Origin of the sequence: Empedobacter sp. UBA5528, assembly GCF_002426075.1 — a bacterium.
In the GTDB taxonomy this organism is placed as follows: Bacteria; Bacteroidota; Bacteroidia; order Flavobacteriales; family Weeksellaceae; genus Empedobacter; species Empedobacter falsenii_B.
Window position 1 is genome coordinate 131,509 of sequence record NZ_DINY01000005.1, and the last position, 24,157, is coordinate 155,665.

Genomic DNA, 24,157 nt, shown 5'->3' on the forward strand with positions numbered 1-24,157 from the left:
TTAGAATAAGCCTTACATTTGTAGGGCTTATTTTTTTGGTATGAATGATAATTCGGAAAAAGCAATCAAAGCTTCAATTTTTAGTATTGTAGGAAACGCTTCTTTGGCTGGAATTAAGTTTTTGGCTGGTTATTTTGGGAATTCTTACGCACTTATTGCAGATGCAATCGAGTCTTCGGCAGATGTTTTTTCTTCTATATTTGTTTTCTTTGGACTAAAGTATTCTGCAAAACCTGCAGATGAAAATCATCCTTACGGGCACGGAAAAGCAGAAGCGTTAATCACATTTTTAGTGGTTACTTTCCTTATTGTTTCTGCGATTATCATTGCAAAAGAAAGTATTAACAATATTATTACACCACATCATCAGCCCAAACCATTTACCTTATTAGTACTTGGAGGAATTATTTTATTCAAAGAATTATCGTTTCAGTATGTAATGAGAAAAAGTGTTGAGACTAACAGTTCTTCTCTAAAAGCAGATGCTTGGCATCATCGTTCAGATGCAATTACATCATTAATGGCGTTTATCGGAATTTCGATTTCGTTGGTAATGGGACCAGGTTGGGAGGCAGCAGATGATGTTGCGGCGCTTTTTGCTTCAAGTTTTATTTTATACAATGCGTACAAAATCCTTCGACCTGCGTTAGGAGAAATTATGGATGAGCAATTGTACGAAAATGAAATTGAGCAAATTAGAGAAATCGCTTCACATGTTCCTGGTGTTATGGCGACTGAAAAATGTAATGTGCGCAAAAATGGAATGAATTATTATGTGGATTTGCATGCAATAGTCGATGGAACGATTTCGGTGGTGGAAGGACATAAAATTAGTCATGATCTGAAAGATGCTGTACAAGCTAAAATGCCACAAGTAAAAGATGTATTAGTGCATATAGAACCTACTTTTGTTTCGGTTCGAGAATATTTTCGAACAAATCACATCGAAGATAAGAGAGTGGAAGAGTAAAATTTTATCTTATGAAATATTTTGGAATTTGCATTGTTTTGTTTTCATTTTTCTGTTGTAATCCATCAGTTTCAGAGAATAATGCTTTAAGTGAAACAAATTATGGTAAGATTGATGATTCTGATTTAAAATTCAAATTTGGAGATATTATTTTGTTTGAGGATACTAATATTAAAGCGGTTGTGATTGATATTTTTAAAGAGGATAATATAATTTTCTACGGAATATCTTTTATGATGAATGATAATATTTTTGGAAGAAGAATTCCAGAAGGTTTTGAAGGTAATTGCATTGATTTAATCGATATTTTATATGTAAATGAGAATTATTTCACAAACAAAAAAGTTTCTGTAATAAAACATGAAGATTTAAATTTTAAGAAAATTGGAATAGGAGCTTATGATTACATTAATAATTATGAGGAAATTCTAAGTGATTATAAAAAGGGAATCGAAATTCGAAAATTAGAACAAACTCCTTGTACAAATTTGACTGAATTGAAACCTATTTATGAACAATATTTTGATATAAATAAATTTAAATAAAAAAAGAGAAGCAATTGCTTCTCTTTTTGATTTTTCCCTTCGTTTAAAAATCATAATATATAATAAAAGGTCGAGTTAGAATAGTTTGAAACCAATACCTGTACTGATTAACCAAGGATTAAGATCTACATCTGCTGGTACATAAACTTGTTTGTCTAAAGCTGCACCAACTGTAACGTCAGTATTCAAGTATAATTTTTTGACATCTACGTTCCAGTATAATTTATCATTGATTTTGTAATCAAATCCTAATTGAAATCCGAAACCTACATTGTTTTTGTAATCTACACTTGTTACAGCTGCATTTCTACCTTTTCCTTGCCCTTGATCGTAGAAAATTGTATAATTAATTCCTGCACCAACATAAGGTTTTAAGTTTTTGGTTGGATATAAATGATATTGCACATTAAGAGTTGGAGGCAACAACATCACGCGTCCCAAATCCAAATTTCCTAATGCAGTATTTACCGCAACAACTTCGTGTTTAGATGTTCCTAAAATTAATTCGGCTGCGATATTTTTTGTAATATAATAGGTAAAGTCGATTTCTGGAATAAGGTTATTCGTCACTGCGACATTTCCACCTATTGCTTCTATTTTAGCATCTTCCATAGGAACTACACCAGTTGCTCTTACACGCATATGCAATTCACCTGCTTCTTGTCCAAATGAATTTATCGATGCTAAAATTGCTCCTACTATTAATAGTCCTTTTCTCATAATGTTTTATTTTATTTCTGAGAACAAAACTCGGATTAATTTATCCGAATTAAAATGTCAAATATCATTTCCGAAAATGACTTTAAACATTTGTTTTTTTTTAGGATATTATTAACTTAAAAACGCTGATAGTCAATTATTTTTAATGAGTAAAAATAATCATAAAAGAAAAACTTTTCACTTAATAGAAATTTATTACTTTTGGAGGAAAGTCATAAAAAAACAAAAAAACTCAAAAAAATGGATTTCTTAGAAAATGAAAATTTATCATTAATCGCGCAATCGGCAAGAGATTTCGCAAAACAATACATTCAACCGAATATAATGGAGTGGGATGAAGCTCAAACTTTTCCAGTTGAAGTTTTCAAAGAACTTGGAAAAATGGGATTCATGGGAATCGTTGTCCCAGAAGAATATGGAGGAAGTGGTTTGTCTTATGATGAATATGTATCAATTGTAGATGAAATTTCACAAGTTGATCCTTCTATCGGTTTGTCTGTAGCGGCACATAATTCACTTTGTACAAATCATATTTTAGAATTCGGTAATGAAGAACAAAAACAACGTTGGTTACCAAAATTAGCAACAGCAGAATGGATTGGTGCTTGGGGATTAACAGAGCACAACACTGGTTCTGATGCAGGAGGAATGTCTACAACAGCTGTAAAAGATGGTGACGAATGGGTAATTAATGGAGCAAAAAACTTTATTACGCATGCGATTTCTGGTGATGTAGCGGTTGTGATGACAAGAACAGGAGAGAAAGGAGCGAAAAATAACGCAACGGCTTTTGTGATCGAGAAAGGAACGCCAGGTTTTACTTCTGGTAAAAAAGAAAATAAATTAGGAATGCGTGCTTCGGAAACGGCAGAGTTAATCTTCGATAATGTACGTGTTTCGGACGCAAATCGTTTAGGGAACGTAGGTGATGGTTTCAAGCAAGCGCTTAAGATTTTAGATGGTGGTCGTATCTCGATTGCAGCTTTATCTTTAGGAATCGCGAAAGGAGCATACAAAGCAGCATTGAAATATGCACAAGAGCGTCATCAATTTGGAACTGCAATTGCAAATTTCCAAGCAATTAACTTTAAATTGGCTGAAATGATTACAGAAATCGAAGCTTCAGAATTATTAATTCGTAAAGCATCTTATTTAAAAAATCATAAAAAACCAATGACGACAGAAGGTGCAATGGCAAAATATTATGCATCGGAAGCGTGTGTTAAAATCTCGAATGAAGCAGTTCAAATATTTGGTGGATACGGATATACAAAAGATTTTCCAGTAGAGAAATTCTACCGTGATTCTAAGTTGTGTACAATCGGTGAAGGAACAACTGAGATCCAAAAATTAGTGATTGGAAGAAATATTTTGAAAGATTAATACAAAACGATTTGTTTAATTACTAAAGAGTTGTATATTTGCCATCTCAAAAAGAAATAGATAAAATTATGTTGATTATACCAGTAAAAGACGGAGAGTCAATCGAAAGAGCTCTAAAAAAATACAAAAGAAAATTTGATAAAACAGGTGTTGTACGTCAGTTAAGAGCACGTCAACAATTTACAAAACCTTCTGTTACAAATAGAATTAAGATGAGTAGAGCAATCTACAAACAAGCCTTAATCGAAAAGGAGGAAGCATAAATTGCCGTTTTAAACGATATAAAGAAATTAATTTCTGTTGACCTATTTGTTAAAGTTGTAACTTTGATGAATAGGTTTTTTTATGGAATTTATTCAACTATTCTTAGATTATTTAGCGCTCGAGAAAAACTATTCTACGCTAACAATTACTAGCTACAAAAGAGATTTGGACGATTTTGTTGAGTTCTATCAACAAGAAGAAAATTCGTCAGAAATACAACTTGCAACAAAAAATCATATTCGTGCATTTGTGATGCATTTATCAGAATTAGAAAAGTCTGAGAAAACAGTTAATCGCAAATTAAGCGCTTTACGAACGTTTTATAAATATTTGGTCAAAGAAAATCATCTTTCCATTAATCCAATCGAGCAAATTCATTCACTTAAACAAAATAAACAAGTTTTAGTACCTTTTACAGAAGCAGAATTGAATGATTTGTTGAATAATGATGAATTTTTCCCTGACACATTCGAAGGTTTACGTGATCGATTAATGATTGATGTAATGTATCAAACAGGAATTCGACGTGCCGAATTAATTGGTTTGAAAGAAAATGATATCGATCCGAATACACTTTCTATAAAAGTTCTTGGAAAAAGAAATAAAGAACGCATAATTCCTATTTCAACCTTTCTGTTAGAGGATTTGGCGAATTATAACACTAGAAAACATAACGAAATTACTTTACAATGTACGAATGTTTTTGTAACAGAAAAAGGAAAACCTTTGTACGATAATCTTGTTTATTCGAAAGTAAAATACTATCTTAGTCTTATAAGTGTAAAACATAAAAAAAGTCCTCATATGTTGAGGCATTCATTTGCGACTCATATGTTAGATTCAGGAGCAGATCTGAATGCAGTAAAAGATATTTTAGGGCATTCAAGTTTGTCATCGACTCAAATTTATACACATGGGAGTATAGAAAATTTAAAAAAAGTGTTTAACAAAGCTCACCCGCGTGAGAACAAAAAAGAGTAATTATGACAATTAACTTTCAAGCAGTAAACTTCAATACTAAACCAGGTTTAGAGGAGTATTTAGAGAAAAAATTAGAAAAATTAGAAACTTTGTCAGACAAAATCATTGCAGCGAATGTTTCTTTTAAATTAGAGAATACTGCAGAAAAAAATAACAAGACAGTTGATATTAAGTTAGAAGTACCAGGAGATGATATTGTTGTAAGTAAAACAGGACAATCTTTTGAAGAATGTATTGATTTAGCGGTAGATACATTAAAAAAATTAATTATCAGAAAAAAAGAAAAAATTAGCGAAAGATAAAAAATAGGGAATTGACTAAAAAAAGAACCTAAAAATTTGGTTAATTCAAAAAACAACGTAAATTTGCAGTCCGTTAAACAAACATATTTAACGGACTGTTCTTTTAAATAACGCTTTTAAAAACAAAAATGCCGATGTAGCTCAGCTGGCTAGAGCAGCTGATTTGTAATCAGCAGGTCGTGGGTTCGAGTCCCTCTATCGGCTCAAGGTTTTTAGAAGAACAAAAAAATAAGGCGGGGAGATACTCAAGCGGCCAACGAGGACGGACTGTAAATCCGTTGGGTAACCTTCGCAGGTTCGAATCCTGCTCTCCCCACAAACTTAATTTTTAAAATTTTTTGTGGTTTAGGATTTAATCTTTAAATTTGCAAAGCTTTTTAGAAGTGAATGCGGGAATAGCTCAATTGGTAGAGCGTCAGCCTTCCAAGCTGAATGTTGCGGGTTCGAGTCCCGTTTCCCGCTCAAATTCTGGTTCGTCCAGTATAGTTAATCTTTTAAGTAGTTGTTGAAACTCATTTAAACCAAGGTTAACGCGAGTCAAAAATTAATATCTTTATATAAATCAAAAAGTGTACTTTTACACTTGAAAATAATTTAAAGTTATTTTTTTAATTTAAGTATAACAATAGAAATTAATAAAAAGTAAAATGGCAAAGGAAACTTTCAACCGTAATAAGCCGCACTTAAATATTGGTACTATTGGTCACGTTGACCACGGTAAAACAACTTTGACTGCAGCGATTACTAAAGTATTAGCTGATGCTGGTTATTCAGAAGCAAAAGCTTTCGATCAAATCGATAATGCTCCAGAAGAAAAAGAGCGTGGTATTACAATTAATACATCTCACGTAGAGTATGAAACTGCTAACCGTCACTACGCACACGTTGACTGTCCAGGTCACGCGGATTACGTAAAAAACATGGTTACAGGAGCTGCTCAAATGGATGGTGGTATCTTAGTAGTAGCTGCTACTGATGGTCCAATGCCTCAAACTCGTGAGCACATCTTATTATGTCGCCAAGTAAACGTTCCTCGTATCGTTGTTTTCTTAAACAAAGTTGATATGGTTGACGATGCTGAGTTATTAGAGTTAGTAGAAATGGAAGTAAGAGATTTATTATCTTCTTACGAATATGACGGAGATAACACTCCAGTTATCCAAGGATCTGCTTTAGGTGCATTAAACGGTGAGCCTCAATGGGTTGAAACTGTATTAAACTTAATGAACAATGTTGATGAGTGGATTGAGCAACCAGTTCGTGATCAAGATAAACCATTCTTAATGCCAGTAGAGGATGTATTCTCTATTACAGGTCGTGGTACTGTTGCTACAGGACGTATCGAGGCTGGTGTAATTAACTCTGGGGATCCAGTTGACATCGTTGGTATGGGAGAAGAAAAATTAACTTCTACTGTAACAGGTGTTGAAATGTTCCGTAAAATCTTAGATAGAGGTGAAGCTGGTGATAACGTAGGTTTATTATTACGTGGTGTTGATAAAACTGACATCCGTCGTGGTATGGTTATCGCAAAACAAGGATCTGTTAAACCACACAAAAAATTCAAAGCTGAGGTTTATATCTTAACTAAAGAAGAAGGTGGTCGTCACACTCCATTCCATAACCGTTACCGTCCACAGTTCTACGTACGTACAACTGACGTAACAGGGGAAATCAACTTACCAGAAGGAGTTGAGATGGTTTTACCAGGAGATAACTTAACTATTACAGTTGAATTATTACAACCAATCGCATTAAACGAAGGTTTACGTTTCGCAATCCGTGAAGGTGGACGTACAGTTGGTGCTGGTCAGGTAACTGAAATTTTAGACTAATTAGTCAAAATATAATATAGAAGATGTGGTAATCTTCAATGATTACCACTCTTTTTATCTACGGGCATAGTTCAATGGTAGAATAGCGGTCTCCAAAACCGTTGATCAGGGTTCGAATCCTTGTGCCCGTGCTAAATGAAAACGATATGAAAGTCGTACAATATTTTAAAGATTCCTTTGTAGAATTTAAAGATCATGTTACATGGCCATCATTCTCAGATCTACAAAGAGACACAATTATTGTTGCAATAGCTACAGTTTTGTTAGCTATATTTTTATATGCGGTAGATACATTATTCACACAAGTGCTTAACTTTATCTACGGCGCTTTTTAGTTTGTAAAATATCCCGTTTAGTAATTAGAATCATGAGTGAAAAGAAATGGTATGTAATCAAGACTGTAGCTGGACAAGAGCTGAAAGTTAAGGATTATATTGAAAGAGAAATTCAGTACCAAAATTTGAATGATTATGTAGGACAAATTGTTGTTCCTATGGAAAAAGTGATTCAAATCCGTAACGGTAAAAAATATCAAAAGGAAAAAGTACACTTTCCTGGTTACATCATGATAGAAGCCGAACTTGTAGGGGAAATTCCTCACATGGTAAAGAATACATCAGGTGTAATTAGCTTTTTGAGTGCAACGAAAGGAGGTGATCCTGTACCAATGAGACAATCGGAAGTTAACCGAATGTTAGGTAAAGTTGACGAATTAGCAGAAAACGTTGATACAAACTTAGGAATATCTTACATCGTAGGAGAAACTGTAAAAGTAATCGACGGACCATTCAATGGCTTCAACGGAACAGTTGAAAAAATCATTGAAGATAAACGTAAACTTGAAGTGATGGTTTTAATCTTCGGACGTAAAACACCACTAGAGTTAAGTTTTAACCAAGTTGAAAAGATTGCATAATCAATCTATCAACAAATTAAAAGTAGAAATTTAGGCTGCTTCCACATAACGCTTAATTTTAAGAATTAAAAAAATGGCAAAAAAAATTGAAAAAGTTGTAAAACTTCAAGTTAAAGGAGGACAAGCAAATCCTTCGCCACCAGTAGGGCCAGCTTTAGGTGCTGCAGGTGTTAACATCATGGAGTTTTGTAAACAATTTAATGGACGTACACAAGAAAAACAAGGTGCAGTGTTACCAGTTGTTATTACTGTGTATCAAGACAAATCATTCGATTTCGTAATTAAAACTCCACCAGCTGCTATTCAGTTAATGGAAGCTGCGAAATTGAAAAAAGCATCAGGTGTACCAAACCGTCAAAAAGTTGGTACTGTTACTTGGGATCAAGTTAGAGCTATTGCTGAAGACAAATTAGCGGACATGAACTGTTTTACTGTTGAATCTGCTATGAAAATGGTTGCTGGAACTGCACGTTCTATGGGTATAACTGTAAAAGGTGGGCAAGCTCCAGAATAATTAAAACATTTTAGGAAATGGCAAAGTTAACAAAAAGACAAAAAGAAGTATTAGCTAAAGTAGAAAAAAACAAACTTTACTCTATTGATGAAGCATCATCATTAGTAAAGGAAGTTAACTACGCTAAGTTTGATGCTTCTGTAGATATAGCAGTTCGTTTAGGTGTAGATCCTAAGAAAGCTAACCAAATGGTTCGTGGTGTAGTTTCATTACCACACGGAACAGGTAAAGATGTAAAAGTATTAGCATTAGTTACTCCAGACAAAGAAGCAGAAGCTAAAGCAGCAGGTGCAGACTATGTAGGATTAGACGAATACTTACAAAAAATTAAAGAAGGTTGGACAGATGTTGACGTTATCGTTACTATGCCAGCTGTTATGGGTAAATTAGGACCATTAGGACGTGTTTTAGGACCTCGTGGATTAATGCCTAACCCAAAATCAGGTACTGTAACTTTAGAAGTAGGTAAAGCCGTTTCTGAAGTAAAAGCAGGTAAAATCGACTTCAAAGTAGATCGTTACGGAATCATCCACGCTGCAGTTGGTAAAGTATCTTTCGATGCTGATAAAATTAAAGAAAATGCGAATGAGTTAATTCAAACTTTAATTAAATTAAAACCAACAGCTGCTAAAGGAACATATGTAAAAAGCATCACGCTTTCTACAACTCAATCTGTAGGTGTATCAGTAGATCCAAAAAGTGTAAACGCTTAAAATTAGTAGATTATGGCAATGACAAAACAAGATAAAGCAAATATGATAGATGAATTGCAAGCTGTATTAGCAGAAGCAAAAATCATCTACTTAGCAGATATCGACGGATTAAACGCTGTTAATACTACTGAATTAAGAAGAGCTTGCTTCAAAAGCAATGTATCTTTACGCGTAGTAAAAAACACTTTATTAAAGAAAGCTATGGAGCAAATCGAAGACAAAAACTTCGAAGAGCTTTACGGATCTTTAAAAGGAAATACAGCATTAATGACTGCTGAAGTTGGTAATGCACCAGCTAAAGTAATCGATACTTTCAGAAAAAAATCTGAAAAACCTATTTTAAAAGGAGCTTGGATTGAAGATAATACATTCGTAGGTGATGACAAATTACCACAATTAGTAGCATTGAAATCTCGCGAAGAATTAATCGCAGACATCATCATGTTACTTCAATCTCCAATCAAAACTGTTGTTTCTCAATTAGAGAACAAAGACGCTGCAAAAGCAGAAGAAGGAGCTTCAGAAGAATAAGACACACTCATATCAAATAAAAGTTTAAAAAACAAAAAGCATTAAAATGGCAGATTTAAAAAAATTAGCTGAAGAGTTAGTAAACTTAACAGTTTTAGAAGTTAATGAATTATCTACAATCTTAAAAGATGAGTACGGAATCGAACCAGCTGCTGCTGCTGTAGTTGTTGCTGCAGGTGGAGCAGGTGAAGCTGCTGAAGAGCAATCAGAATTCGACGTAATCTTAAAAGAAGCAGGTGCATCTAAATTAGCAGTTGTTAAATTAGTTAAAGAATTAACTGGTAAAGGATTAAAAGAAGCTAAAGATTTAGTAGATTCAACTCCAGCAACAGTTAAAGAAGCAGTTTCTAAAGACGAAGCTGAAGCTTTAAAGAAACAGCTAGAAGAAGCTGGTGCAGTAGTAGAATTGAAGTAATTTTTATTACTCAAAAATATAGGTTTGGACCTAACACAGGACGTGTTAGGTCTAAACCTTTTTACGCATAAAGTCATTATATAAACCAAAATTCATTCGAAATTGGCCACTAAAGCAACATTAAGCAACTCGACTGAGAAAAAAGAAAGATTGAACTTCTCTTCTGCAAAAGCAGTCGCTCAGTTCCCAGATTTCCTTGACATTCAGATCAAATCGTTTGAAGATTTTTTCCAGTTGGAAACAAGACCTGACCAACGAAAAAATGAAGGTCTTTACCGAACATTTGCTGAGAATTTTCCAATTACGGATACTCGCAATCAGTTTGTTTTAGAATTCTTAGATTATTTCGTAGATCCACCACGTTACACAATTGATGAGTGTATCGAAAGAGGATTAACGTACAGCGTACCATTGAAAGCTCGTCTTAAATTGTACTGTACGGACGAAGAACACGAAGATTTCGAAACTGTAGTGCAAGACGTATACTTAGGAACAATTCCTTACATGTCTCCTTCAGGATCATTCATTATTAATGGTGCAGAGCGTGTTATTGTATCTCAATTACACCGTTCTCCTGGGGTATTCTTCGGACAATCTTTCCACGCGAATGGTACAAAATTGTACTCATCTCGTATCATTCCTTTCAAAGGATCTTGGATTGAGTTCGCAACAGACATCAACAGCGTAATGTACGCTTACATCGATCGTAAGAAAAAGTTACCATTAACTACTTTATTACGTGCTATCGGATACGAAAGAGATAAAGATATCTTAGAAATTTTCGACTTAGCTGAAGAAGTAAAAGTTAATAAAGCTAATTTAAAGAAAGTTGTAGGTCGTAAACTTGCTGCACGTGTATTAAATACATGGCACGAGGATTTCGTAGATGAAGATACAGGAGAAGTTGTATCTATCGAGCGTAATGAAATTATCTTAGACCGTGAAACAATCTTAGAGAAAGATCACATCGATCAAATCGTAGATTCTGGTGTTAAGACGATCTTATTACACAAAGAAGATATCAATTCTGCTGATTATGGAATTATCCATAATACTTTACAAAAAGACCCTACTAACACTGAAAAAGAGGCAGTAGAGTACATCTATAGACAATTACGTAACGCTGAGCCACCAGATGAGGAAACAGCAAGAGGAATTATTGACAAATTATTCTTCTCTGATCAACGTTATTCATTAGGTGAAGTAGGTCGTTACAGATTAAATAAAAAATTAGGCTTAAGCATTAGCGAGGAAGTACAAGTATTAACTCGTGAAGATATCATTTCGATTATTAAATACTTAATCGAATTAATCAACTCTAAAGCAGAGGTGGATGATATTGACCACTTATCTAACCGTCGTGTAAGAACGGTAGGTGAGCAAATGGCTAGCCAATTCGGAGTAGGTTTAGCTCGTATGGCTAGAACTATCCGCGAAAGAATGAATGTTCGTGACAACGAGGTGTTTACCCCAATCGATTTGATTAATGCTAAAACATTATCATCTGTTATCAACTCATTCTTCGGAACGAACCAGTTATCTCAGTTCATGGACCAAACAAATCCATTATCAGAGATTACACACAAACGTCGTTTATCAGCATTAGGACCTGGAGGTTTATCAAGAGAAAGAGCGGGATTCGAGGTACGTGACGTACACCACACTCATTACGGACGTTTATGTCCAATTGAAACTCCTGAGGGACCAAACATTGGTTTGATTTCGTCATTATGTGTATTCGCTAAAGTTAATAACTTAGGGTTCATCGAAACACCGTACAGAAAAGTAGAAGATGGAAAAGTGGACGTCGAATCAGCACCAATCTATTTAACTGCGGAAGAGGAGGAATCAAAAGTAATTGCTCAAGCCAATATCGACATGACAGACGATGGTACTATTGCTACTGAACGTGTAACTGCTCGTGAAGATGGGGATTTCCCTGTTGTAACGCCAGCAGAAGTTGATTTAATTGACGTTGCACCTAACCAGATTGCATCTATCTCAGCATCATTAATTCCTTTCTTGGAGCATGATGACGCCAACCGTGCGTTAATGGGATCGAACATGATGCGTCAGGCAGTTCCATTATTAAAACCTCAAGCACCAATTGTAGGTACTGGATTAGAAAAACAAGTTGCAAAAGATTCAAGAATCTTAGTAAATGCAGAACGTGAAGGTACAGTAACTTATGTTGATGCTGACATTATAACAATTAAATATGATCGCTCAGAAGACGAAGAATTAGTAAGCTTCGATACTGCTGAGAAAACATATAATTTAACAAAATTCAGAAAAACGAATCAAGGAACTACAATTACGTTGAAACCAATTGTAAAAGTTGGTGATCGTGTAGAGAAAGGACAAGTTTTATCTGAAGGTTATGCAACAGAAGGAGGAGAATTAGCAATTGGTCGTAACATGGTTGTTGCCTTTATGCCTTGGCAAGGATACAACTTCGAGGATGCCATTGTAATCTCTGAGAAAGCTGTTCGCGAAGACTGGTTTACATCTATCCACATCGATGAGTATTCATTAGATGTACGTGATACAAAATTAGGTATGGAAGAATTAACTTCAGACATTCCTAACGTTTCGGAAGAGGCTACAAAAGACTTAGACGAAAACGGTATGATCCGTATTGGAGCAGAAGTAAAACCTGGTGATATCTTGATTGGTAAGATTACTCCAAAAGGAGAATCTGATCCAACTCCAGAAGAAAAATTATTACGTGCGATCTTTGGTGACAAAGCAGGTGATGTAAAAGATGCTTCTCTTAAAGCCTCTCCATCATTACGTGGTGTTGTTATCGACAAAAAATTATTCTCACGTAGTATTAAGGATAAACGTAAACGTTCTCAAGACAAAGCTATTATTGATAGTGTAGAAGCTGAGTACGACGTTAAATTCAACGAATTAAGAGAGATTTTATTAGAGAAATTATACGTTTTATTAAACGGAAAAACTTCTCAAGGTATTTACAACGATTTGAACGAAGAAGTAATCAAGAAAGGTGTAAAATACACACAAAAAATCTTATCTAATGTTGAAGATTTCTTAAATTTAACTGGAGCAGAGTCTCTTTGGACAACAGACGAGGATAAGAACGAATTAGTAAAAGAATTGTTACATAATTACAAAATTAAGTACAATGATTTACAAGGAGCACTTAACCGCGAAAGATTTACAATCTCTGTTGGAGACGAGTTACCTGCAGGTATCGTTAAATTAGCAAAAATCTACATTGCGAAAAAACGTAAACTAAGAGTAGGGGATAAAATGGCAGGACGTCACGGTAACAAAGGTATTGTTGCACGTATCGTTCGCGACGAAGATATGCCTTTCTTAGAAGACGGAACGCCAGTAAATATCGTACTTAATCCACTTGGGGTACCATCTCGTATGAATATCGGTCAGATTTATGAAACGGTATTAGGATGGGCTGGACTTAAAATGGGTCAAAAATTTGCTACACCTATCTTCGATGGTGCTGAAATCGCTGATATCGATCGCATCACAGAAGAAGCAGGTATTCCAAAACACGGTACAACATATTTATATGACGGTAATACTGGAGAACGTTTTGATCAAAAAGCTACTGTAGGGGTGATTTACATGTTGAAATTAGGACACATGGTTGACGACAAAATGCACGCGCGTTCTATCGGACCATACTCATTAATTACTCAACAACCATTAGGAGGTAAAGCACAATTCGGTGGACAACGTTTCGGAGAGATGGAGGTTTGGGCATTAGAAGCATTCGGTGCATCTAATATCTTACGCGAAATCTTAACAGTTAAGTCGGATGACGTAATTGGACGTGCGAAAACTTACGAAGCAATCGTAAAAGGAGAGCCAATGCCAGAACCTGGTATTCCAGAATCATTTAACGTATTGTTACATGAATTACAAGGTCTTGGATTAGACATAAACTTGGAAGAATAATAGGGCAACCTATTATTCTACCTTTTTCGTTATAATAATATAATTGTTAGATACATTTCTATATGTCAACAAAAAATAAAACAAGTCAATTCTCAAAAATCCGTATCGGGTTAGCTTCTCCAGAATCGATTCTTCAAGAATCTAAAGGTGAAGTTTTAAAACCTGAAACGATTAACTATAGAACGCACAAACCAGAGCGTGACGGGTTATTCTGTGAGCGTATCTTTGGACCTGTAAAAGATTACGAATGTGCCTGCGGAAAATATAAAAGAATCCGTTATAAAGGTATCGTTTGTGACCGTTGTGGGGTTGAAGTTACTGAAAAGAAAGTTCGTCGTGAGCGTATTGGACACATCAATCTTGTTGTGCCAATTGCACATATTTGGTATTTCCGTTCATTACCAAACAAAATTGGTTACATCTTAGGATTACCATCTAAGAAATTAGACATGGTAATTTACTATGAAAGATATGTAGTGATTCAACCAGGTATCGCAAAAGGACCAGAAGGTGAAGAATTAAATAGATTAGATTTCTTATCAGAAGAAGAGTATTTAGATATCTTAGAAACTCTTCCAATCGAGAATCAATATCTAGAAGATACAGATCCTAATAAATTCGTTGCGAAAATGGGTGCTGAAGCATTAGAAGACCTATTATCTCGTATCAATTTAGATGAGTTATCTTACGAATTAAGACACAAAGCACACAACGAAACTTCTAAACAACGTCGTACAGAAGCGTTAAAACGTTTACAAGTTGTTGAGTCGTTACGTGAGTCAAATATGCACCACGTAAACCGTCCAGAATGGATGGTAATGCGCGTTATTCCGGTTATTCCACCAGAATTACGTCCGTTAGTTCCATTAGATGGTGGTCGTTTTGCAACATCAGATTTAAATGATTTATATCGTCGTGTAATTATCCGTAACAATCGTTTGAAACGATTAATGGAAATCAAAGCGCCAGAAGTAATCTTACGTAATGAAAAACGTATGTTACAAGAAGCGGTTGATTCATTATTTGATAACACGCGTAAAGCATCTGCTGTAAAAGCTGATGGTAACCGTCCGTTAAAATCATTATCTGATTCATTAAAAGGTAAACAAGGTCGTTTCCGTCAAAACTTATTAGGTAAACGTGTAGATTATTCTGCTCGTTCTGTAATTGTTGTTGGACCAACACTTAAATTACACGAATGTGGTTTACCAAAAGATATGGCAGCTGAATTATACAAACCATTCGTAGTTCGTAAATTAATCGAGCGTGGAATTGTAAAAACAGTTAAATCGGCTAAGAAAATTATCGATAGAAAAGAGCCAGTTGTTTGGGATATTTTAGAAAATGTAATCAAAGGTCATCCAGTTTTATTAAACCGTGCCCCTACGTTACACCGTTTAGGTATCCAAGCATTCCAACCGAAATTAATCGAAGGTAAAGCAATTCGTTTACACCCATTAGTGTGTACTGCCTTCAATGCCGATTTCGATGGTGACCAGATGGCTGTTCACTTACCATTAGGACCAGAAGCTGTTTTAGAAGCACAATTATTAATGTTGGCTTCTCAAAATATTTTGAATCCTGCAAATGGATCTCCAATTACTGTACCTTCTCAGGATATGGTTTTAGGTCTTTACTACATGACGAAAATTCGTCGTACAGACCACCAATTTACAGTAAAAGGTGAAGGATTAACTTTCTATTCAGATGAAGAAGTTCAAATTGCATACAACGAAGGAGCTGTTGACTTAAACGCGCCAATTCGTGTAAAAGGAACAATTCGTGTAGGAGAGGAGTTAGTAGAAAATCAATTAATCGAAACTTCAGTAGGACGTGTGTTATTTAACCAAATCGTTCCGAAACAAGTAGGTTATATTAATGAAGTATTAACGAAAAAATCGTTACGTACAATTATTAATAAAATCATCAAGATTACAGATTTCCCTACAACGGCTGCTTTCTTGGATGATATGAAACAATTAGGATACCGTAATGCCTTCGAGGGTGGTTTATCATTCTCATTAGGAGATATCTTAATCCCAGAACAAAAGAAAGACCTTATCTCAGGTGCGATCAACCAAGTTGAGAACATTAAGATGAACTATAATATGGGTCTTATTACAAATAACGAACGTTACAACCAAGTTATTGATGTTTGGACAACAACAAACGCAACTTTAACTGAAATTGTAATGAAACGTATGACAGAAGATCAACAAGGATTTAACTCTGTATTCATGATGCTTGATTCTGGAGCGCGTGGATCTAAAGAGCAAATTCGTCAGTTATCAGGTATGCGTGGATTGATGGCTAAACCTCAAAAAGCTGGTTCTACTGGTGGGGATATCATCGAAAACCCAATTATCTCTAACTTCCGTGAAGGTCTGTCTATCTTAGAGTACTTTATTTCTTCGCACGGTGCGCGTAAAGGTCTTGCCGATACTGCCTTAAAAACTGCCGATGCTGGATACTTGACTCGTCGTTTAGTTGACGTTGCGCAAGACGTTATCGTAATGCACGAAGATTGTGGTACATTAAGAGGTTTAGAAGTATCTGCACTTAAGAAAAAAGAAGAAATCATCGAAAGTTTATCTTCTCGTGTATTAGGTCGTACTTCATTAAATGATATTTACAACCCAGATAATGGTGAATTAATCATTTCTGCTGGTAACATTATTACAGAAGATATTGGTGATGCCTTAGAAGCAGCTGGTATTGAAAATGTAGAAGTTCGTTCTCCATTAACATGTGAAGCGAAAACTGGAATTTGTGCTAAATGTTACGGACGCAACTTAGCTACAGGTAAAGGTGTTCAGAAAGGTGAATCAGTTGGTGTAGTTGCTGCGCAATCTATTGGTGAGCCTGGTACACAGTTAACATTACGTACTTTCCACGTTGGGGGTACTGCGGGTAACGTTTCTGAGCAAAATACAATTAATGCTAAAGTTGATGGTACAGTTGAGTTTGATGACTTACGTACTGTTGAATCGACAGATGATGCAGGTAACAAAGTAGATACAGTTGTTTCTCGTTCTACAGAGATGAAAGTAATTGACGATTTAGGAAACGTTCGTCAACAAACTAACATCGCTTATGGTACTATCTTATCTGTCAAAAACGGAGCTAAAGTTCAAAAAGGTCAAGAGATTGCAAGTTGGGACCCTTATAACGGGGTAATCATCGCAGAATCTACTGGTAAAATCGAATACGAACAATTAGAGCAAGGGGTAACTTTCCAAATTGAAATCGATGAGCAAACAGGATTCCAAGAAAAAGTTATTTCTGAATCACGTAATAAAAAATTAGTTCCAGCGTTAAGAGTTATCACGATTGATGGTGAAGAAAAAACATATAACTTACCAGTAGGTGCACACTTAATGGTAAATGATGGTGAAAAAATTAATGCAGGTAAAATCTTAGTTAAGATCCCTCGTAAGTCAGCTAAATCTGGCGATATTACAGGAGGTTTACCTCGTATTACAGAGTTGTTAGAGGCTCGTAATCCATCTAACCCATCAGTTGTTTGTGAAATGGATGGAGTTGTATCTTTCGGTAAAATAAAACGTGGTAACCGCGAAATCATCGTTGAATCTAAAAATGGTGAAATCCGTCGTTACTTAGTTAAATTATCAGCACAGATCTTAGTTCAAGAAAATGACTTCGTTCGTGCAGGTGAGCCTTTATCAGATGGAGCAATTACACCAGAAGATATTTTAAGAATCTTAGGGCCGACAGCGGTTCAAGAATACTTAGTAAACGAGATTCAAGATGTATACCGTTTACAAGGGGTAAAAATCGATGACAAACACTTCGAAATTATCGTACGTCAAATGTTACGTAAAGTTCGTATTGTAGACTCAGGAGATTCAAGATTCTTAGAAGATAGTTTAGAGCACAAAGACGATTTCATGCAAGAAAACGATCGTTTATTTGGAATGAAAGTCGTAGAAGATGCTGGTGATTCTGACACATTAAGTCCAGGACAAATCATCACAGTTCGCGAATTACGTGACGAAAACTCTAAATTAAAACGTGAAGACAAAAACTTAGTGACAGCTCGTGAGGCTTTACCTGCAACAGCAGAGGCAGTTTTACAAGGTATTACAAGAGCGTCTTTACAAACTAAATCTTTCATGTCTGCGGCATCGTTCCAGGAAACTACAAAAGTTCTTAACGAAGCAGCTGTAGCTGGTAAAGTAGACGGTTTAGTAGGATTAAAAGAAAACGTTATTGTTGGTCACTTAATTCCTGCCGGAACTGGATTAAAAGAGTATCAAAACATCATCGTAGGATCTAACCGTGAATACGAGGAATTAATAAACGCAAAACAAGAATTATAATGTCAGAAAATCAACAAAACGAAGGATTAAACATTGAGTTAAACGAATTAGTAGCTCAAGGTGTTTATGCTACAGGAGCAATCATCAACCACTCACCATCTGAGTTCGTTGTAGATTTCGTTCAATTTTTACCAGGTGCTAGACCATCAGTAAAATCAAGAATTATTTTGTCTCCATTACAAGCAAAACAATTATCTCAATCGTTAGCAGAAAACGTAACTAACTTTGAGAAAAGCTTTGGTGAAATCAAAGAACCTCAAGTAAACAACGGTACTGCAACTTACGAAGCTTAAGAATCATTCTTAATATTTCAAAAAGTCCCTCAATCTTAGATTGGGGGATTTTTTTATGCAATCAAAACTATCAAATCATTAAAAATAATCTTATAAATGTTAGATCAATTATTAAATTGATAATTATTTATGATATTAATGCGAATAATTTAAAAATAAAATACATTAATCTTTTTAACAGTATTTTTTTGAATCGAAAAAATGTTTAGATTTGTATTTAGCAAATAACACAAGAATGTCTGACTATAAATTAATTCTACCTTCTATGGGAGAAGGTGTAATGGAAGCTACTGTAACAAATTGGATCAAAAATATTGGCGATTCGATTAGTGAAGATGAATCGGTTGTAGAAATCGCAACAGATAAAGTAGATTCTGATGTTCCTTCGCCAGTTGCAGGAGTTTTAAAAGAAATCTTAGTTCCAGTAGACAAAATTGCAAAAGTAGGTGAGCCTATCGCAATTTTGTCTGTTGATAGAGTTGTAGAACAAGCTGATTCGGTAGAAGAAGTAGATACAAATAGCGATCAGGAAATTGCTGATGCAGCAAAATCTATCGAAGCTGAAGTTGCAACAATCAAAACTGAAACGCTTATTACTTCGTCAGATGATAAATTTTATTCTCCTTTAGTAAAATCTATTGCGAAAGAAGAAGGTGTTTCTCAGGCTGAGTTAGATCAAATTTTAGGTTCAGGAAAAGACGGACGTGTAACGAAAGATGATATTTTGGATTTCGTTAAAAATAGAGGAAATCAACCAGCGAAAACAGTTGTTACGACTTCTGTTGCTGCACCAGTTGCTCAACCTCAAGCACCGCAAGTGCAATCTGCGCCAATTTCTGTTGGTGAAGGAGACGAAATTATCGAAATGGATAGAATGCGTAAAATTATTGCGCAAAATATGCTACAAGCAAAACAAATTGCTCCTCACGTAACGTCTTTCGTAGAAGTTGATATGACGAATATTGTGTTGTGGAGAGATAAAAATAAAAATGAATTTCAGAAAAAACATGGTGAGAAAATTACCTTCATGCCAATTTTTATCGAAGCTGTAGCAAAAGCAATTCAAGATTTCCCAATGATTAATGCTTCGGTTGATGGAGATAAAATTATTAAGAAGAAAAATATCAATATTGGAATGGCGGCTGCTTTACCAAGTGGAAATTTAATTGTTCCTGTTATCAAAAATGCAGATCAATTTAATTTAGCGGGGTTAGCTTCTCAGGTTAATGATTTAGCAAATCGTGCGCGTAATAATAAATTGAAACCAGCAGAAATACAGGGAGGAACGTATACAATTACAAATATTGGTTCTTTCGGAAATACATTAGGAACGCCAATTATTCCTCAACCTCAAGTAGCTATTTTGGCTGTTGGTGCAATTGTGAAAAAACCTGCTGTTATCGAAACTCCGCAAGGAGATATGATTGCAATTCGTCATAAAATGTACTTATCTCATGCTTACGATCACCGTGTTGTAGATGGAGCTTTAGGAGGTATGTTTGTAAAACGTGTTGCCGAATATCTAGAGGCTTTCGATATGAATACGCCTGTGTAAGAGTAAAATAATACTAGATATAAAAAATCCAACTAATTTTAGTTGGATTTTTTTCGTTTAAATTTATAAGTAAGCATTACACCGCCTTTGTAAAGCAGCCACTCCCCACTTTTATTAAATGATTGCGCAGAATCATATCGTCCCAAATTAGGAGAATCTTCTTTATAATATCCTTTGTAATTTCCTTGAGAGTGTCCTCCACCAACAAAAACATCTAATCCCCAATGTTCGTTAATTTTTACTTGATAACCTATTGTAGCTCCTGTTAAGATTGCTACTCCACGTTGATATTTATCAGTGTTCCAATAATTCCATTTTTGAATATCAAAGAAACCAACTCCAATGTTTGGACCTATATAAAATTTACTAAAAGATTTATCAAAGTAATATCTACCTTCACCAAAAGCCATATACATTTGTAAATGATTACCTGCAAATGATTTCCAAGGAGAGATAAAACCGTCAGCTTGTAAAGTTATTCTATCTGTGATTGCATGTTCAACACCAAGATTTACCATTGCAAGTGGCATTGTTAACGCATTAACTTTTATTTGTGTTTCTCCTTTTTGAGCAAAGATTGTGGCGGGAAATAACAACCAAATTAATTTATTCATTCGTAATTTTTATCAGTTTGCGAAGCTAAGGTAAAAAAAAAGGTTTATTTAGATATTAATTCAAGCTTTTTTATAACTTTACTTAACATTTAATATATTATGGCACCAATCATATCAATCCTAATAATATTTTTGATTTTCGGAATTTTTGTTTCGATATTCTTTGTTATTGCCGTATCTGATGCGAAAGTCAGAGAGAAAAATGAACAACATACGCTGAAAAGTTTACCAGATCAGGTAGATCTAAAGGCTGTTGTACGTTATAATATTGGGCGTCCGCAAGGTAGATTTCTTAAAATGAAATCTTTTCAAGGAAGTGGTGTGTTGTATGCGCAAGGAGAACAATTAATCTTCAAAGATATTTTGGGTAATGAAGATCATATTTTTGATTTGAAAACATGCAAATTATCTTGGGTTGAGAACAAAATAAATGGGATTACAAATGCTTTTAAAGTAGCAGATCACGAAGCTATCATCTTCTTTTATATTGATAAAGGTGTCTTTATTTTTAATGCAATTGAAGAAAATGCGTCGACTTCAGATTTATATATTCGTTTGAAAGAATTGCGTAAAAGTATTAGAAATGCTAAAAAAGCTGAGTCGGCAAGTGAATAGTTAATCCAGCTCGGAAACCGCTCATATCTTTAAAATCCTTATTTTCTCTAAACTCGAAAGAATAGCCAGCATTTAACTCTACAATGCTCAAAACTGCGATACCAGCTTTTGGAGTAATTGTCCACGGAGAAACTTCAGTACGGATAACATAAAAAGCAGAGTTAAAGTTAGAGCTATATGGATCACCAGTATTGTTGCGAAAATTGAACATATATCCAGCTCCAACTTCTGGAATTACACGAAATTTGTCTTTCATATAACCCAAATTAGCATTGGCGCTAAACGTCAAAATATTGTTATTATCTTGTACTAAGAACAAATCTGTTCCAACTTTTCCGTAATTTCCGTTCCAATATTCATAACCAAGATTAATTGTAAAATAATCGGATAAATTTTGTTGTGCTTTCGCTTGAAAACTAATGATAAAAACAAAGATTGCGATGAACTTTTTCATGTGATAAAATTAATGAATTATTTAGCTTTCTCCCAAAAAATAAATTTTCATCATCATTAATGATTTTTTATTTCAAATTGAGAGGTATATTTACTCCAATTGAAAATTGAAAACCTTTGATAGGTTTAAAACTATCTTTTTTATTAATCTTAAAACCATATCCAAAACCAAAATCTACAAAAGAAGCTAATGAAATACCAGCTTTTGGAGTAATTGTATAAGGTGTAAATTCACTTTCTACAAATGGAAAAATATACATCAACTGGCTCGCGGCAACATATCCTGTAATGCCAACTTCAGGAATTACGTGAAAATTATCTCGCATATATCCCATATTAGCATTTGAGTCTAATTTAAAATCAACCATATTATCACCTAAGCCGAAAAGAAAAAATAAACCTGCTTTACCAAAGTTTCCAGATTGATTAGAGTAGCTTAAGGTTGGTCCCCATAGAACTTCTTGTTAATAAGAAAAAGAACTAAACAAAAGAAAGAGTGAAAGAATAATTTTTTTAATAAATATGGGATAGTTTTTCGTTAAACAAATATAATGTAAATATAAATAGCTACAACTTATCTTGTTGTAGCTATTTATAATGATTTATTAAAATTTAAAATCTACTCAAAATTTTAATCCATCGTGAATCCTTTTGTATAGATTCGTCCGTAATAATCTGCAAATTTAATTGACACGCGACCTTTATAATTTTTTAAGATTTTTTCGATATCGTCTTGTGAACTTACATTTTTATCATTGATAGATAAGATAATAAATTCTTCTTGAACACCTGCTGCTGCTAATTTTCCTGCATTATCTAAATGTTTTACCATGACACCATAATTAATTCCGAAACTATCTTTTTGACGTTCTGTTAATGGCTCAAATTCTGCACCAAGAACTTCAGTTGGCGTTAAGTCAGATTTGCTTCTCACTTTAGTGCTTCCTTTAGCATCTTTCAATGTGATGTTGTATGTTTTCTCAGAGTTTCCACGTCTTACAGTAAGTGCAACATTGTCACCAGGACGTTTGCTACCTACGATGAATGATAACGAAGAGAAAGATGTAATTGGTTTTCCATCAACAGCTGTAATGATGTCTCCTTCTTCGATTCCAGAATCAATTGCTGATCCTTTCGCAACCAATTCAGTTACCATTACTCCATTATCGGTTTTAATGTTCTTTTTGAACTGTTTGTTATATTGTTTTACAGCATCTTCATTCGATAAATCAAAACCTTTGATACCTAAATATCCACGTTGTACAATTCCGTACGATTTGATATCCTCAACAACTTTTTTTACCAAGTTTGCAGGAACAGCAAACCCGTAACCAGAATAAGCTCCTGTTGGCGAAGAAATAGCTGTATTAATACCAATTAAATCTCCGTTTGCATTCACCAAAGCACCACCAGAGTTTCCTGGATTAATCGCTGCATCGGTTTGAATAAACGATTCGATTGGTGATTCAGAATTTTTACCTAAAATATTAATGCTACGCCCTTTTGCTGAAACAATACCTGCTGTAACAGTAGAAGTCAATCCAAATGGATTACCAACTGCTAACACCCAATCTCCAACATTAATGGCATCAGAATCGACAAATTTTGTGAATGGTAAACCTTTTTCACTAATTTTCAATAAGGCAATATCTGTACTTGGATCAGTTCCAACTAATTCAGCAATATAACTTTTTTGATTATTCAAAGTCACTTCAATCTTAGAAGCACCTTGTATCACGTGATTATTTGTAACTATATATCCATCTTGAGAAATAATTACACCAGAACCCATTCCGGATGGTTGATCTTGATCTGGTTGCTGTTGTTGTCTTCTTCTTTGTTGTTGTTCTGGTTGACCAAAAAAGAAATCAAAAGGATCAAAGAATTGCTGTTGTTGTTGCTGTCTTTGATTCGAATAATTTTTGATACTCACAACCGTATGTACTGCTTTGTTAGATGCCTGCACAAAGTTTGGCGCATCATAGCCATAATTTCCTTTATAATCTACAAATTCAAAGTCTCCGTTTTTCTGATGACTTGCGTTTGTAATAAATGGATTACTTCCATTTTCGTTCATCAAATAAAAACCTCCCATAGTTGTCATAGAACTCACTAATCCAACTAATAAGTATCCTGTATATTTTTTCATCTTTATTATATAAGTTTTTAATGTTTTTAGATTAAATCAAATTTAAGACCAAAATTTTAACATTTCAAACCGTTTAACGCATGTTAACACTATATTATAAATCT

23 protein-coding genes and 4 tRNA genes are annotated in these 24,157 nt (G+C 34.5%); 22 read left to right on the plus strand and 5 right to left on the minus strand.

The window, feature by feature from the left end:
- The first annotated feature begins 40 nt into the window (after positions 1 to 40).
- Positions 41 to 970 (plus strand): cation diffusion facilitator family transporter, encoded by a 930-nt coding sequence (locus tag B4L98_RS01290; RefSeq protein ID WP_125349438.1) that lies wholly within the window; start codon positions 41 to 43, stop codon positions 968 to 970.
- 11 nt (positions 971 to 981) lie between these two features.
- Entirely contained in the window at positions 982 to 1,515 is a 534-nt protein-coding gene (locus B4L98_RS01295) for a hypothetical protein (protein ID WP_038331063.1), read from the plus strand.
- Between the two features lie 75 nt (positions 1,516 to 1,590).
- On the opposite strand, the gene B4L98_RS01300 is transcribed toward B4L98_RS01295, so the two are convergent.
- Positions 1,591 to 2,235: an OmpW/AlkL family protein gene (locus tag B4L98_RS01300; protein ID WP_291077348.1), complete on the minus strand. Its 645-nt coding sequence runs from the start codon at positions 2,233 to 2,235 to the stop codon at positions 1,591 to 1,593.
- Positions 2,236 to 2,475: 240 nt separating this feature from the next.
- Between B4L98_RS01300 and B4L98_RS01305 the strand changes: the two genes are divergently transcribed.
- The 19 genes from B4L98_RS01305 to B4L98_RS01395 all read left to right on the plus strand — a co-directional run bounded on the left by B4L98_RS01305 (position 2,476) and on the right by B4L98_RS01395 (position 20,222).
- Entirely contained in the window at positions 2,476 to 3,618 is a 1,143-nt protein-coding gene (locus B4L98_RS01305) for an acyl-CoA dehydrogenase family protein (protein ID WP_038331167.1), read from the plus strand.
- Between the two features lie 68 nt (positions 3,619 to 3,686).
- Positions 3,687 to 3,881 (plus strand): 30S ribosomal protein S21, encoded by a 195-nt coding sequence (gene rpsU / locus B4L98_RS01310; RefSeq protein WP_038331168.1) that lies wholly within the window; start codon positions 3,687 to 3,689, stop codon positions 3,879 to 3,881.
- Positions 3,882 to 3,963: 82 nt separating this feature from the next.
- Entirely contained in the window at positions 3,964 to 4,863 is a 900-nt protein-coding gene (locus tag B4L98_RS01315) for a tyrosine-type recombinase/integrase (protein ID WP_125349436.1), read from the plus strand.
- Between the two features lie 2 nt (positions 4,864 to 4,865).
- Positions 4,866 to 5,165 (plus strand): ribosome hibernation-promoting factor, HPF/YfiA family, encoded by a 300-nt coding sequence (gene hpf / locus B4L98_RS01320; protein ID WP_038331066.1) that lies wholly within the window; start codon positions 4,866 to 4,868, stop codon positions 5,163 to 5,165.
- A 130-nt stretch (positions 5,166 to 5,295) separates the two neighbouring features.
- A tRNA-Thr gene (locus tag B4L98_RS01325) sits at positions 5,296 to 5,369 on the plus strand.
- A 31-nt stretch (positions 5,370 to 5,400) separates the two neighbouring features.
- Positions 5,401 to 5,481 (plus strand) — tRNA-Tyr (locus B4L98_RS01330).
- A gap of 73 nt (positions 5,482 to 5,554) precedes the next feature.
- Positions 5,555 to 5,627 (plus strand) — tRNA-Gly (locus B4L98_RS01335).
- A gap of 185 nt (positions 5,628 to 5,812) precedes the next feature.
- Positions 5,813 to 7,000, plus strand: a complete 1,188-nt coding sequence (gene tuf, locus B4L98_RS01340) for an elongation factor Tu (RefSeq protein ID WP_038331067.1) — start codon at positions 5,813 to 5,815, stop codon at positions 6,998 to 7,000.
- 60 nt (positions 7,001 to 7,060) lie between these two features.
- Positions 7,061 to 7,131, plus strand: a tRNA-Trp gene (locus tag B4L98_RS01345).
- 15 nt (positions 7,132 to 7,146) lie between these two features.
- Entirely contained in the window at positions 7,147 to 7,335 is a 189-nt protein-coding gene (gene secE, locus B4L98_RS01350) for a preprotein translocase subunit SecE (protein WP_038331172.1), read from the plus strand.
- 32 nt (positions 7,336 to 7,367) lie between these two features.
- Positions 7,368 to 7,916, plus strand: coding sequence for a transcription termination/antitermination protein NusG (gene nusG, locus B4L98_RS01355; protein ID WP_219033762.1), 549 nt, complete (start codon positions 7,368 to 7,370; stop codon positions 7,914 to 7,916).
- Positions 7,917 to 7,989: 73 nt separating this feature from the next.
- Entirely contained in the window at positions 7,990 to 8,430 is a 441-nt protein-coding gene (gene rplK, locus B4L98_RS01360; protein WP_038331069.1) for a 50S ribosomal protein L11, read from the plus strand.
- A 17-nt stretch (positions 8,431 to 8,447) separates the two neighbouring features.
- On the plus strand, positions 8,448 to 9,143 hold the full coding sequence (gene rplA, locus B4L98_RS01365) for a 50S ribosomal protein L1 (protein WP_038331070.1): 696 nt from the start codon (positions 8,448 to 8,450) through the stop codon (positions 9,141 to 9,143).
- Between the two features lie 18 nt (positions 9,144 to 9,161).
- A complete protein-coding gene (gene rplJ / locus B4L98_RS01370; protein ID WP_291059290.1) occupies positions 9,162 to 9,674 on the plus strand; it encodes a 50S ribosomal protein L10 in 513 nt (170 codons plus the stop codon).
- A 46-nt stretch (positions 9,675 to 9,720) separates the two neighbouring features.
- Positions 9,721 to 10,089, plus strand: a complete 369-nt coding sequence (rplL, locus tag B4L98_RS01375; RefSeq protein WP_019974307.1) for a 50S ribosomal protein L7/L12 — start codon at positions 9,721 to 9,723, stop codon at positions 10,087 to 10,089.
- A 102-nt stretch (positions 10,090 to 10,191) separates the two neighbouring features.
- A complete protein-coding gene (gene rpoB, locus B4L98_RS01380; protein ID WP_291059288.1) occupies positions 10,192 to 14,034 on the plus strand; it encodes a DNA-directed RNA polymerase subunit beta in 3,843 nt (1,280 codons plus the stop codon).
- Between the two features lie 62 nt (positions 14,035 to 14,096).
- Positions 14,097 to 18,374: a DNA-directed RNA polymerase subunit beta' gene (rpoC, locus tag B4L98_RS01385; RefSeq protein ID WP_125349433.1), complete on the plus strand. Its 4,278-nt coding sequence runs from the start codon at positions 14,097 to 14,099 to the stop codon at positions 18,372 to 18,374.
- A complete protein-coding gene (locus tag B4L98_RS01390) occupies positions 18,374 to 18,667 on the plus strand; it encodes a DUF3467 domain-containing protein (RefSeq protein ID WP_038331074.1) in 294 nt (97 codons plus the stop codon). Before rpoC ends, B4L98_RS01390 begins: the two co-directional genes overlap by 1 nt.
- Before the next feature lie 235 nt (positions 18,668 to 18,902).
- Complete coding sequence (locus B4L98_RS01395) at positions 18,903 to 20,222, plus strand: dihydrolipoamide acetyltransferase family protein (protein ID WP_291059149.1); 1,320 nt, start codon at positions 18,903 to 18,905, stop codon at positions 20,220 to 20,222.
- Between the two features lie 38 nt (positions 20,223 to 20,260).
- On the opposite strand, the gene B4L98_RS01400 is transcribed toward B4L98_RS01395, so the two are convergent.
- Complete coding sequence (locus tag B4L98_RS01400) at positions 20,261 to 20,836, minus strand: DUF3575 domain-containing protein (RefSeq protein WP_291047747.1); 576 nt, start codon at positions 20,834 to 20,836, stop codon at positions 20,261 to 20,263.
- Between the two features lie 99 nt (positions 20,837 to 20,935).
- Here B4L98_RS01400 and B4L98_RS01405 point away from each other — a divergent pair, with 99 nt between their 5' ends.
- Positions 20,936 to 21,451 (plus strand): hypothetical protein, encoded by a 516-nt coding sequence (locus B4L98_RS01405; protein ID WP_291047749.1) that lies wholly within the window; start codon positions 20,936 to 20,938, stop codon positions 21,449 to 21,451.
- Here the strand turns inward: B4L98_RS01405 and B4L98_RS01410 are convergent.
- From B4L98_RS01410 to B4L98_RS01420, 3 genes are all read right to left on the minus strand, one after another.
- Positions 21,423 to 21,905, minus strand: a complete 483-nt coding sequence (locus B4L98_RS01410; RefSeq protein ID WP_286495068.1) for a hypothetical protein — start codon at positions 21,903 to 21,905, stop codon at positions 21,423 to 21,425. The two genes, B4L98_RS01405 and B4L98_RS01410, sit on opposite strands and share 29 nt — an antisense overlap.
- A gap of 67 nt (positions 21,906 to 21,972) precedes the next feature.
- Complete coding sequence (locus B4L98_RS01415) at positions 21,973 to 22,272, minus strand: hypothetical protein (protein WP_286495066.1); 300 nt, start codon at positions 22,270 to 22,272, stop codon at positions 21,973 to 21,975.
- A gap of 263 nt (positions 22,273 to 22,535) precedes the next feature.
- The gene (locus B4L98_RS01420) at positions 22,536 to 24,053 is read right to left on the minus strand and encodes a Do family serine endopeptidase (protein ID WP_291077349.1); all 1,518 of its coding nucleotides are present in this window, start codon (positions 24,051 to 24,053) and stop codon (positions 22,536 to 22,538) included.
- Positions 24,054 to 24,157: the final 104 nt, after the last annotated feature.